This window comes from Aeromicrobium phoceense (assembly GCF_013868155.1).
Classification (GTDB): Bacteria; Actinomycetota; Actinomycetes; order Propionibacteriales; family Nocardioidaceae; genus Aeromicrobium; species Aeromicrobium phoceense.
This window is the reverse complement of record NZ_JACEOG010000001.1, coordinates 750,091-763,143: the sequence shown is the minus strand read 5'-3', so window position 1 is coordinate 763,143 and position 13,053 is coordinate 750,091. Positions and strand designations below refer to the sequence as shown.

The following is a 13,053-nucleotide window of genomic DNA, read 5'->3' as shown; positions in this document are numbered from 1 at the left end:
AAGATGAGCACCACCACCTACACCGTCACCGGCATGACCTGCGGCCACTGCGCCGCCTCCGTCACCGAGGAGATCTCGACCCTGCCCGGCGTCGAGGACGTCGCGGTCGACGTCGCCTCCGGTGCGGTCACCGTGACCAGCACGGCCCCGCTCGACGACGCCGCGGTCGCGGCCGCCGTGGACGAGGCAGGCTACGCGTTGGCGGGTCCGCGCGACCTGCCGATGGCCTGATGACCACGCACGAGACCGAGGTCGAGCCGACCACCACGTACCGGCTCGACATCGGCGGCATGAGCTGCACGTCGTGCGCCGCGCGCATCGAGAAGAAGCTGAACCGGCTCGACGGCGTCGAGGCCACGGTCAACTACGCGACCGAGAAGGCCACCGTCCACGCGCACCACGCGGTGGACCCGGACGAGCTGGTCCAGACCGTGGAGAAGACCGGCTACACGGCGCAGGTCCACGACCCGCACGCCGGTCACGAGGGACACGCCGCGCACGGCGGCCTGCACTCGGCCGAGTCGATGCGCAAGCGCCTGATCGTCGCCACGATCCTCACGCTGCCCGTCCTGGCGATCTCGATGGTCCCGGGCCTGCAGTTCACCGGGTGGCCGTGGGTCGCGCTCGCGCTGACGACGCCCGTCGTGCTGTGGTGCGCCTACCCGTTCCACTGGTCGGCGGTGCTCAACCTGCGCCACGGCGCGGCCACGATGGACACGCTCATCAGCATGGGCGTCACGGCGGCGTACGCCTGGTCGCTGGTCCAGCTGTGGATCGGCGTCACGGGCCACGGCGTGGAGCACGGGCACTACTACTTCGAGACGGCTGCTGCCGTGACCACGTTCATCCTCGCCGGCCACTACCTCGAGGCCACCGCGAAGGGCCGGTCGAGCGCCGCCCTGCGCGCCCTGATGGACCTCGGCGCCAAGCAGGTCACCCTCCTGCGCGACGGCCGCGAGGTCGAGGTGCCGATCGAGCAGCTCCACGCGGGTGACACGTTCGTCGTGCGTCCCGGCGAGAAGATCGCCACCGACGGTGACGTCGTCGACGGCGCCTCGGCCGTGGACGAGTCGATGCTGACCGGCGAGTCCGTCCCGATCGACGTCGCCACGGGCGACACCGTCACGGGCGCCACGGTCAACCAGTCGGGACGCCTCGTCGTGCGCGCCACCGCGGTCGGCCAGGACACCCAGCTGGCCCAGATGGCACGGCTCGTCGAGGAGGCCCAGGAGGGCAAGGCCGAGGTGCAGCGGCTCGCCGACCGCATCTCCGCCTGGTTCGTCCCCGGCGTCATCGCGATCTCGGCCGTCACGCTGCTCGTGTGGCTGCTCGTGGCGCCCGGCATCGGCGCCTTCGAGGCCGCCGTGGCGGTGCTGATCATCGCCTGCCCGTGTGCGCTCGGCCTGGCCACGCCCACCGCGCTGATGGTGGGCACGGGCCGAGGAGCCCAGCTCGGCATCCTCATCAAGGGTCCGCAGGTGCTGGAGTCCACCCGCGCGATCGACACGATCGTGCTGGACAAGACCGGCACCATCACGACCGGCACGATGACGGTCGCGCACGTCGACCCCGCCCCCGGCGTGGATGTCGACGAGCTGCACCGGCTGGCCGCGTCGGTGGAGGCCGCGTCCGAGCATCCCGTGGCGCGGGCGATCACCGCGCTCGCAGAACCCCTCCCCGTGACGGCGTTCCGGAACCACGCAGGACAGGGCGTCGAGGGCACGGTCGACGGCCACGTCGTCCGTGCGGGCCGCCCGGGCTGGATCGGCGCCGAGGACCGGCCCGATCGCACCGGCACCGTCATCGCGGTCTCCCGCGACGGCGAGGTCCTCGGCACGATCACCGTGGCCGACCGGGTGAAGGAGTCCTCGCGCGAAGCCGTCGCTGACCTGCGGCGCCTGGGCCTCGAGCCGATCCTGCTGACCGGCGACAACGAGCGCGTGGCCACGGCCGTGGCGGCCGAGGTCGGCATCGACCGGGTGCACGCCGAGGTGACCCCGCAGGACAAGCTCGACGTCGTGCGCGATCTGCGGGACCAGGGTCGCGTGGTGGCGATGGTCGGCGACGGCGTCAACGACGCCGCGGCACTCGCCGGGGCCGACCTCGGGATCGCGATGGGCACCGGTACCGACGTGGCGATCGCCGCGAGCGACCTCACGCTCGTGCACGGCGACCTGGCCACGGCCGTCACCGCGGTCGAGCTCTCGCGGGCCACGCTGCGCACGATCAAGGGCAACCTGTTCTGGGCCTTCGCGTACAACGTCGCCGCGATCCCGCTGGCCGCCCTGGGCTTCCTGAGCCCGATGATCGCCGGCTTCGCGATGGCGGCGAGCTCGGTGTTCGTGGTGACCAACTCGCTGCGACTGCGCCGCTTCGGTCACTGATCGCGTCCGTCCGGCCCCCCGATTCCGGGGGGCCGGACGCCGTCTTCGGCGGCCCACGCAGACCGATGAGGCCTCCGCATGGCACGATTCCGGGAGAAACGCGGTGACCGTATCGGGACGGCGCCGCACCGACGAGGGGGAAACATGAACGTTCGCAAGCCTGCCGCCGCACTCGCCGCCGTGGTCCTGTCCCTGGGGCTCACCGCCTGTGGCGGTGGCGGCCAGTCCGTCGAGGACGCCTGCAAGGTGGCCGAGAAGGAGGTCAAGGACGCGATGGGTGACCTGAGCGGCATCGACCCCACCGACAGCGACAAGGCCACCGAGACGATCGCCTCGATGGGCGACGCGCTGCAGAAGACGCAGAAGAAGCTGGACAACCAGGAGGTCAAGGACGCCATCGCCGCGCTCTCGGCCGAGTTCGACAAGCTCGAGGGCGCCTTCGCCGACCTCAAGGCCGCCGGCCAGGACACGACGAAGCTGCAGGAGGTGTCCAAGGAGATGAGCACGCTCTCCACCGACATCCAGAAGAAGGGCGAGAAGCTCGACGAGCTCTGCGGCTGATCCGCACGCCCCGCCGACGCCGCGGAGTCCCCTCGGGGACTCCGCGGCGTCGTCGTCGGTGGCGGCGGCGGGTGTCGGGGCGCGGGCATAGGCTGGCCGCATGTCGATGCTGACCGTCTCCGGTTCCCTGTCCGTCCGCGAGAAGATCGCGTTCCCCCCGGGCGGGGTGGCCACGGTCAAGGTCGTCGACGCCGACGGCGAGGTGCTCGCCGCCACGGCCCTGCCGGCCGACGGCGTGCCCGTGGAGTTCAGCCTCGACATCGACGAGCAGCTCGTCACCAGCGAGCTGTTCGTGTGGGCGTTCCTGCGCAACGAGGTCGGCGGCTGGGGCACCCTCGAGCTCGTCCCGGCCGACCTCGGCACGGTCGACCTGACACGGATCGGGGACTGAAGCCGTGCCGCGACCGGGTCCGTCCGTCACGCACCTGAGCGATGCCGAGATCGCTGCGGACAACCGCCCGGTGCTGCGGCGCATCGCCACCCTGCTGCGCCCCTACCGCGCCAAGATGGCCTCGGTCGGGGTCATCGTCGTGCTCGCGGCGCTGCTCACCTCGATCGTCCCGTTCCTCACCCAGGCGGTCTTCGACGACGCGCTGTTCGGCGAGGGAGGCCCCGACCTCGGCCTGCTGGGCTGGCTCGTCGCCGGCATGTGCGCGCTGCCGATCCTGGCATCGATGCTCAACATCGCCCAGAACTGGCTGACGTCCACGATCGGCAACTCGGCGATGGCCGACCTGCGCAGCGAGCTGTTCGCGCACCTGCAGAAGATGGAGCTGGCGTTCTTCACCACCACGAAGACCGGCGCGATCCAGTCGCGGCTGGCCAACGACGTGGCCGGGGTCCGCACCGTCCTCACGGACACCGCCACGTCGATCCTGCAGAACACCGTCACGGTCACGGCGGCGTTCATCTCGATGGTGATCCTGTCGTGGGAGCTCACGATCCTCACGCTGATCCTCATGCCGCTGTTCGTGTGGCTCCAGCTCAAGGTCGGCCGGCGCCGCCAGCAGCTGGCGCGGCGCACGCAGGAGAGCCTCTCGGAGATGACCGCGATCACCGAGGAGTCGCTCAGCGTCTCGGGGATCCTGCTCGCCAAGGTCTTCAACCGCAGCAAGTCCGAGGCCGAGCGCTACCGGACGGCGAACCTCGAGCAGACCCGCCTGCAGGTCGAGCAGGCGATGACCGGCCGGCTGTTCTTCGCCACGGTGCAGACCTTCTTCGCCATCACCCCGGCGATCATCTACCTGTTCGCCGGCTTCATCATCGCGGGGCGACTCCCCGGCGATCCCGCCTCGCTGACCGCGGGCACCCTCGTGGCGTTCACCACGGTGCAGGCCCGACTGCAGATGCCGCTGCTGCAGCTCATGCGCGTCTCGCTCGACGTGCAGACGTCGCTGGCGCTGTTCCGCCGCATCTTCGAGTACCTCGACCTGGAGCCCGCGATCGTCGACCGGCCCAGTGCGCGCGACGTGAGCCCGGCCGACCTGCAGGGCACGATCGAGTTCCGCGACGTGTGGTTCCGCTACCCCGAGCCGCGGACGCTCACCGGCGAGACCGCCAAGGACCGCTTCGGCGACTCCGCCGGCGCGATCGACGCCGAGTCCACGGCGCAGGAGGACGCCTGGGCCCTGTCCGACCTGTCGTTCACGATCGAGGGCGGCCAGCTGGCGGCGATCGTGGGCCCCTCGGGCTCGGGCAAGACCACCGCCACCTACCTGGTCCCGCGCTTCTACGACGTCGATCGCGGCCAGGTGCTGATCGACGGCATCGACGTGCGCGACATCAGCCTGTCGTCGTTGGCCGACTGCGTGGGCATGGTGACGCAGGAGCCCTACCTCTTCCACGGCACGATCCGCGAGAACATCGCCTACGCCAAGCCGGGGGCCACGCCCGAGGAGATCGTCGCGGCCGCCACCGACGCCAACATCCACGACCGGATCATGAGCTTCCCCGACGGCTACGACACCGTCACGGGCGAGCGCGGATACCGGCTCTCCGGCGGCGAGAAGCAGCGCATCGCGATCGCCCGCGTCCTGCTGAAGAACCCGCGCATCCTCATCCTCGACGAGGCCACCAGCGCGCTCGACAACGAGACCGAGCGGCTCGTGCAGGAGGCGCTCGAGCGGGCCACCTCCGGCCGCACCACGCTCGCCATCGCGCACCGGCTCAGCACGATCCAGAACGCCGACGTGATCTTCGGTCTCGTCGACGGTCGCGTCGTGGAGCAGGGCACCCACGCCGAGCTCGTCGACGACCCCGACGGGCTGTACGGCCGGCTGTACCGCGAGCAGTTCTCCACGCGCCGTCCCGCGCAGGATGCGCCGCATCCCGTGGGAGCCGTGGGGTTCCTGCGCGCCGATGTCTGCCTCTGATTCCAGGGGGACGCGACAAAGGCGTGGTCACCGCCCGCGAGGACTGCCAGAATTCACGCCATGACCACCGCCTACCTGGTGACCTCGGCAGTGCTGCTGCTGTCGGTCCTGGCGGTGCGGCACCACCGGCCGGCCGTGTCGGTGCCCGTGGTCATCCTCGTGCTGTCGGTGGCCGCCTGGAACCTGCTGCGGGCGCTTCGCGGACCCGACGACCTCGCGCCGAGCCTCCTCGTGGCGGTCAACGTCGTGGTCGTGCAGGTCAGCGCCGTCAGCTTCTTCGTGGCCGCGCGACGACTCGTCCACGGGCGCTGGGTGGTCGCGCCCTGGCTGTGGATCGCCGCGGCGGCGATCGCCGCTCTCAGCTTCGCCGGCATGGTGCCGGCGCTCGGCATCACCGACGGTGACCGCTACTACGACAGCCCGGTCTACGCGGCGCACCTGATCTACGCGTTCGGACTCCTCGGCGCCGGCGTCCTCACGCTGAGCACGCGCCAGCACGACCCGTCCAGGCACGTGCGCCGGGTCGTCCTCGCGGCCGAGGTCGCGGGCCTGTTCGTCGTGTCCTTCCAGGTGCTCGTTCCCGCACTGACACCGCTGGCCATCGCCGCCATCTGCCTCGTCCTGGTGTGGACGACGAGCCACGTCGGGTCGTGGTCGCGGTCGGCCTCACGGGCGGACCGCCTGATGAACTCGATCGGCGTCTTCATCTTCGTGATCGACCGCGCCGGGCGGCTCCAGGACTGGAACGGCCCGGCCGCCAGCCTGCTGCGTCTGATGGGTCGCACTGCCTCGCACGGGATGGATCTCACCGCTGCGCTGTCGATGCCTCCGCGGTTCGTGGACGGGGCCACCGTCACGCTGTTCATCCAGGGCGGTGAGCTGCGCACCGCCCTGTCGGTGCACTCGGTCGACCCGCTCGCCCGCGACGGCGACCTGGTCCTGATGTTCCGTCCCGTGCGCTCCTCGGTGGAGGGCTCGTCCTTTCCCACCGTCTCCGGCGCCCTCAAGGGACACGACCCCGGCACCCAGACCCTCGGCCGCAAGGCCGCCCTCGAGGTGCTGAGAACCGTGGCGGCGCAGGGCGGCACCGTCATCCGGCTCGTCGTCACACCGCGCGACCCGCACCGGACCGACGAGGTGATGTTCCTGATCGCGCGGCGCATGGAGGCCCGCGCGGCCGAGGCGGGCTTCCCCGACGTGGAGTGGGCCCGCCTGGACACGTGGACGTTCGTCACCGAGCTGCTGGAGCACGACTTCGACGCCGTCCCGGGAAACGTGCCGCTGGACGACCTCGGGGTCGACATGGAGGTCACCTTCCACACGCCCCTGCCGGGCGAGTCGTCGGCCGCCTTCATTCGCCGCGTGAGCGACGACGCCTACGGACGCGACACCGCCCACGGCAGCTGAGCCGGGGACCGAGCGGTGCCGGACGTGACTCGTCCGGGGCCCCTGAGGACCCCGGGCGAATCGAGCGATCAGGCCCGGCGGCGGCGTGCCATCACGATGGCGAGAGCACCGAGCGCGATCGCACCCAGTCCACCGGCCAGCGCACCGAGCGTGGCACTCGAGCCCGTGTCCGCCAGCGGCGAACGGTCGGCCGCGCGGTCGTCGGCCTTCTCGTCGCCCCGGTCGCTGCCGTCGACACTGTCGTCGTCACCCGCGACGTCGGGGTCGTCGCCCGGCTCGGCCGGCGCGTCGGGAGCCGCTGTCACGTCCACCATGACGGTCGCCGTGTCGCAGACGGGCACCGGAGTGGAGTCGTCGCAGCGCTCGTACTCGAAGGAGTCCGTGCCGACGAAGCCCTTCTTCGGCGTGTAGCGCACGGTGCCGTCCTGCAGGACCTCCGCGACGCCGTGCTTCGGCTGCGTGGTGACCCGCGCGGCCGTGAGCGGACGACCGGTCCGGCTGGTGTCGTTGCCCTCGACCTCGATGACCACGGGTCGACCCTCCTGGGTCGTGGCCTTGTCGTCGCCGGTCACGACCGTGTTGGCCCGCACCTTCACGGGGATCGTCACGGTGTGGCACTGCACGGGCTTCGACGTGTCGCACACCCGCAGGTCGAACGCGTCGTCACCGGAGTAGCCGTCGTTCGGCGTGTAGGTCACGGCACCGGTCTGGGGGTCGACGGTCACGTCACCGTGGGCCGCGCGTCCGGCGACCACCGACTGCGGATCCAGCGCCGCACCCGCGGAGCTCACCAGGTCGGCGAGCGGGATCGTCAGCGCCTCGTCCTGGTCGGTCTCGACACCGTCGGAGGCCAGCGGAGTGTTCGTGAACGCGTTCACGACCGTCACCGTGACCGTGGCGGTGTCGCACACCGGCGTGGGCGTCGACGTGTCGCACACGCGGTACTCGAACGTGTCCTCACCGGAGAACCCGGCCTCGGGCGTGTAGGTGACCAGGCCGTCGGCGTCCACCACGGCGGTGCCGTGCTCCGGGGCCGTCGTGACCGTCGGGTGCGCCAGCGCCTGGCCGGAGGCCGAGCTGTCGTTGTCCCTCACGTCGACGTCGACCTCGGTGCCGAGTGCCGTCGTCGCGGAGTCGTCGGCCGCGGCGACCGCGTTCGCGGACACCTCGACGCCGATCGTGACGGTGGTGCACTGGGCCGGGACCGAGGTGTCGCACACGCGGACCTCGAACTCGTCGTCACCGGAGTAGCCCGGGTCCGGCGTGTACGTCAGCTCGCCCGTGGTCGGGTCGACCGTGACCTCGCCGTGGTCGGGACCGTCGGGGACGGTGACCGTGGTGGGGTCGAGCGGCTTGCCCGAGGGCGAGACCACGTCACTGAGCGGGATGTCCTGGGGAGTGTTCTGCGGCGTCGCGACACCGTCCTCGACCGCGGTCTCCTCGGCGAAGGCGTTCTCGACCGTGACGGTCACCGTGGCGGTGTCGCACACCGGCGTGGGCGTCGAGGTGTCGCACACGCGGTACTCGAACGTGTCCTCACCGGAGAAGCCGTCCTCGGGGGTGTACGTGATCCGGCCGTCGGACTCGACCACGGCGGTGCCGTGACCCGGAGCCGTCGTCACCGTCGGCGCCGCGAACGGCTGCTCCGACTCGCTGTCGTCGTTGCCGCGGACGTTGATCGTCCGGGGCGTCTCGACCGACGTCGTGGCCGAGTCGTCGGCCGCCTCGACCGTGTTCGCGCCGACCGTGACCTCGATCGTCACCCGCGTGCACTGGACTGGAGCGGAGGTGTCGCACACGCGGACCTCGAACTGATCGTCACCGGTGTAGCCGGGGACCGGCGCGTAGGTCAGCTCGCCCGTGACCGGGTCGACCGTGGCGGTCCCGTGCTCGGGAGCCACGGGGATGGTGACCTTCGTCGGGTCGAGCGGCGTGCCGGTCGCGGAGACCACATCGTCCAGCGCGACCTTCTTCGCCGTGTTGTGCGGCGTCGAGACGCCGTCCTCGACCGCGCTCTCGTCGCTGAAGACGTTCTCGACCGTGACCGTCACCGTGGCGGTGTCGCACACGGCGGTCGGCGCGGAGGTGTCGCAGACGCGGTACTCGAAGGTGTCCTCACCGGAGAAGCCCGCTGCCGGCGTGTAGGTGATCCGGCCGTCGGACTCGACCACCGTCGTGCCGTGGGCGGGAGCCGTCGTCACCGCCGGCGCCGCGAGCGCCTGACCCGACGCGCTGTCGTCGTTGCCGCGGACGTTGATCGTCCGGGGCGTCTCGACCGCCGTGGTGGCCGAGTCGTCGGCCGCCTCGACCGTGTTCGCGCCGACCGTGACGCCGATCGCCACCGTGCTGCACTGGACCGGGTCGGAGGTGTCGCACACGCGCACCTCGAACTCGTCGTCGCCGGTGTACCCGGGGACCGGCGTGTAGGTCAGCTCGCCCGTGGTCGGGTCGACCGTGACCTCGCCGTGGCCGGGCTCCTCGGAGACCGTGACCTTGGTCGGGTCGACCGGCTTGCCGGTCGCGGAGACCACGTCGGCGAGCGGGATGTCCTTGGCGGTGTTCTGGGGCGTCTTCACGCCGTCCTGCGCCGCGGTCCCGTCGCTGAAGACGTTCTCGACCGTGACCGTCACCGTGGCGGTGTCGCACACGGAGGTCGGCGTCGACGTGTCGCACACGCGGTACTCGAACGTGTCCTCACCCGAGAAGCCGTCCTCCGGGGTGTAGACGATGCGGCCGTCCACCGTGACGGAGGCGGTGCCGTGCTCCGGAGCCGTCGTCACGGACGGCAGCGCGAGCGCCTGGCCCGAGAGCGAGGTGTCGTTCTGGCGGACCAGGACCGCGGTCGCCGTCCCCACCTCGGTGGTCGCGGTGTCGTCGGACGCCGCGACGGTGTTCGCGCCGACCGTGACCTCGATCGTGACCGTCGTGCACTGCGCCGGGCTCGAGGTGTCGCACACGCGCACGTCGAACTCGTCGTCGCCCGAGTAGCCCGGGTCCGGGGTGTAGGTCAGCTCGCCCGTGGTCGGGTCGACCGTGACCTCGCCGTGCGCGGGTGCCTCGGGGATGGTCACCGCGGCGGGGTCGAGCGGCTCGCCCGAGGGCGAGACCACGTCAGCGAGCGGGATGTCCTTCGGGGTGTTCTGCGGCGTCGTGACGCCGTCCTCGACCGCGCTCCCGTCACTGAAGACGTTCGTCACCGTGACCGTCACCGTGGCCGTGTCGCAGGCCGCCGTGGGCGTCGAGGTGTCGCAGACCCGGTACTCGAACGTGTCCTCACCCGAGAACCCGTCCTCCGGCGTGTAGGTGATCCGGCCGTCGGACTCCACCACGGCGGTGCCGTGGGCGGGAGCCGTCGTCACCGTCGGCGCCGCGAGCGACTGGCCCGAGGCGCTGTCGTCGTTGCCGCGGACGTTGATCGTCTGCGGGGTCTCGACGGGCGTGGTGGCCGTGTCGGCGGTGGCCGTCACCGTGTTGGCGGTCACCGTGACGTTGATGGTGACGGTGCTGCACTGGGCCGGGTCGGAGGTGTCGCACACGCGGACGTCGAACTCGTCGTCGCCTGTGTAGCCGGCGTCCGGCGTGTAGGTCAGCTCGCCCGTGGTGGGGTCGACCGTCACGTCGCCGTGGCTCGGCTCCTCGGACACCGTGACCTTCGTCGGGTCGAGCGGCTGGCCGGTGGCGGAGACCACGTCGGTCAGCGGGATGTCCTTCGGCGTGTTCTGGCGCGTCGTGACGCCGTCCTCGGCGGCCGTCTCCTCGGCGAAGACGTTCGTCACCGTGACCGTCACCGTGGCCGCGTCGCACTCCGCGGTGGGCGTGGAGGTGTCGCACACGCGGTACTGGAAGGTGTCCACGCCGGAGAAGCCGGCGGCCGGCGTGTAGGTGATGCGGCCGTCGGACTCGACCACGGTGCTGCCGTGGGCCGGGGCCGTCGTGACGCTCGGCGCCGCGAAGGGCTGGCCCGAGGCACTCTCGTCGTTGCCGCGGACGTCGATCGTCCGAGGCGTCGCCACCGGCGTCGAAGCCGTGTCGTCGTCGGCCGTCACCGTGTTGGGCGAGACCGCCACCATGATGGTGACCGTCGTGCACTGGGCCGGGTCCGACGTGTCGCACACGCGGACGTCGAACTCGTCGTCACCGACGTAGCCGGCGTCCGGAGTGTAGGTCAGCTCGCCCGTGACCGGATCGACCGTCACGCGACCGTGGTCGGGAGCACCGGGGACCGTCACCTTGGTCGGGTCGAGCGGCCGGCCCGACGGGGAGACCACGTCGGCCAGCGGGATCTTCTTCGCGGTGTTCTGCGGCGTCGTCACCCCGTCCTCGACGGCGGACTCGTCGCTGAAGACGTTGGTCACGGTGACGGTGATCGTCTGGGTGACCTCCTGGCCGGAGGCGTCGCGCAGCGTGTAGGTGAAGCGGCCGGTGCCGGAGAACCCGGCGGCCGGGGTGTAGGTCACGACGCCCTGGTCCAGCGCGACGGTCCCGTGCTCGGCCGAGCCGACGCCGACGAGCTCGAGACCCGTGCCCCGACCGAGCGCCTGGAGGGCTGCCTCCGAGATCGTCACGGGGACGCCGGCCTGCGTCGTGCGGCTGCCCGGGTCCGCCTGCGGCGTGACCTGGACGAGGACGGTCACGAGCGTCCCGTCGGACGTGCGGTAGGTGAAGGAGTCCGAGCCGGAGAAGCCTGCCGGCGGCGTGTAGGTGTAGCGACCGGCGGCGTAGGCGACCGTGCCGCCCTTCACCGAGGTGCTGTCGTACGTGCCGTTCGAGGTGTCCGTGACCGTGGCCGGGACGTTGACCTCGGTGGCGAGGACGACCTGCGTCTCAGCCGTGGCCGGCGGGGCGGGGTTCGGGTCCTCGTTGCCGATGGCGTAGGCCTTGTTGATCAGCGGGCCCGGGGTGGAGGGCGCGGTGGCGCTGACGTTGACGACCGCCTCGGCGCCGACCGGGAGGTAGCCGCCGTTGCACGTGGCGACCTTCTGCGTGGTGCCGGTCACGACGCACGACGTGTCGGTGCTGGTCACGCTGACGTTGCCGAGGTTGTTCGGGAGCACATCGTTGAGGACGAAGCCCGACGTGTTGCCCGGGCCCTCGTTCTTCACCACGACGCGCCACGTGATGGTCTTGCCGACGACGACGGTGGCGGGGCCGGTCTTCGTCACGCTGAGCTTGGACTCCAGGGCGGTGGCGCAGTTCGTCGCGTCGCTGCGCTGGTTGGCGGGGGCGGTCACGCGGCTGATCAGCTCGAACGTGGGCGTCGCCTGGTCGGCGTTGCGGATCGCGATCTGGTACATGAAGCCGTTGGTCGCGATGAGGGCGAGGTTGCCGTTCGTCATCGTGAACGCCGAGCCGTACGAGTTGGTCGGCATGATGTCGGTCGGCACCGTGAAGGCCGTGACGGCACCGGTGGACGGGTTGATGCGGTAGAGCTCGGGCGCCTGACCGTAGTTCGCGGCCCACAGGTAGCCCTTGAGGAACGTCAGGTCGGCGAAGCGGATGCTCCGCGAGAGGGTGATCGTCGTGCGCGTCGGGCGCGGGGTGCTCGTGGCGCTCGTGACGTCCTTGAGGCCGGCGATCCTCTGGATCGTCGTCGTGCCGGCGTTGCCCGAGGCCACGTAGTAGTTGCCGGCGCTGTCGAACTCGCCGCTGTCCCACAGGGTGCTCGGGGGCGCACCCAGCGCCGTGCTCGCGTCGCCCAGCGGCGTCACGGCACCCGAGCGGTTGATGCGGGCGAGCGAGCCACGGATGTTCGTGCCCGAGGTCTGTCCGTAGAACGTTCCGTAGAGGTACTCGTCGGTCGGGTTGAACGCCAGCGCGTTGAACACGTTGGCGCCGGTGTAGTTCGTTCCGATCTGGGTCCACTGGGAACCGCCCGAGGTCGTGTACGAGCCGGTGTTGAGCTTGACGGTGCCCACCGGGTCCTCGGCCTGGGCGAAGAAGCGCGGGACCGTGCAGTCGAACGCGGGCGCGGGGGCAGCCTGGGCGACCGGCGCGGGCGCGAGGACCGTCATGGTCCCGGCGAGGCTGAGCGCGATCAGGGTGAAGGCTGTGGCACAGGTGAGCAGACGGCGGTGCAGACGGAACGCCATGGAAATACGAGACCTCTCGACAAAGGGAGCTTCAGAGCACGCGAAGGCAGGACGAGATCGGGCCCGATCGGTGCGATCCGGCCCGTCGTTGCTGGGTCCTGAGGGGAGCGCGCCCGGCTCCCTCCGGACCGCTCCGGCAGGACGTTACCTGCGGCGGTCCTCGCCTGTCGGCGTTTCGGCGCCCCGCGGGCGCAGGGCCGTCGAGAAGGGTCCCAAAGAACTACACAGGGGTGACCAAAG

7 protein-coding genes are annotated in these 13,053 nt (G+C 71.1%); 6 read left to right on the top strand and 1 reads right to left on the bottom strand.

Annotation, left to right across the window (positions count from 1 at the left end):
- The first annotated feature begins 3 nt into the window (after positions 1–3).
- The 6 genes from H1W00_RS03660 (at position 4) to H1W00_RS03635 (ending at position 6,724) form a co-directional block, all read left to right on the top strand.
- A complete protein-coding gene (locus H1W00_RS03660) occupies positions 4–231 on the top strand; it encodes a heavy-metal-associated domain-containing protein (protein ID WP_181753679.1) in 228 nt (75 codons plus the stop codon).
- Positions 231–2,384 carry a heavy metal translocating P-type ATPase gene (locus H1W00_RS03655; protein WP_181753677.1) on the top strand — a complete coding sequence of 718 codons (2,154 nt, stop codon included), beginning with the start codon at positions 231–233 and terminating at the stop codon, positions 2,382–2,384. The genes H1W00_RS03660 and H1W00_RS03655 overlap by 1 nt, the downstream gene beginning before the upstream one ends.
- 144 nt (positions 2,385–2,528) lie before the next feature.
- A complete protein-coding gene (locus H1W00_RS03650; RefSeq protein ID WP_181753675.1) occupies positions 2,529–2,945 on the top strand; it encodes a hypothetical protein in 417 nt (138 codons plus the stop codon).
- A 100-nt stretch (positions 2,946–3,045) separates the two neighbouring features.
- Positions 3,046–3,336 (top strand): YbaY family lipoprotein, encoded by a 291-nt coding sequence (locus H1W00_RS03645; protein WP_153302926.1) that lies wholly within the window; start codon positions 3,046–3,048, stop codon positions 3,334–3,336.
- Positions 3,337–3,340: 4 nt separating this feature from the next.
- Entirely contained in the window at positions 3,341–5,317 is a 1,977-nt protein-coding gene (locus H1W00_RS03640) for an ABC transporter ATP-binding protein (protein WP_338072819.1), read from the top strand.
- Positions 5,318–5,377: 60 nt separating this feature from the next.
- Positions 5,378–6,724 carry a nitrogen regulation protein NR(II) gene (locus tag H1W00_RS03635; protein WP_181753673.1) on the top strand — a complete coding sequence of 449 codons (1,347 nt, stop codon included), beginning with the start codon at positions 5,378–5,380 and terminating at the stop codon, positions 6,722–6,724.
- Between the two features lie 68 nt (positions 6,725–6,792).
- Here the strand turns inward: H1W00_RS03635 and H1W00_RS03630 are convergent, their stop codons facing one another.
- Entirely contained in the window at positions 6,793–12,813 is a 6,021-nt protein-coding gene (locus H1W00_RS03630; protein ID WP_181753671.1) for an Ig-like domain-containing protein, read from the bottom strand.
- Between the last annotated feature and the right edge of the window lie 240 nt (positions 12,814–13,053).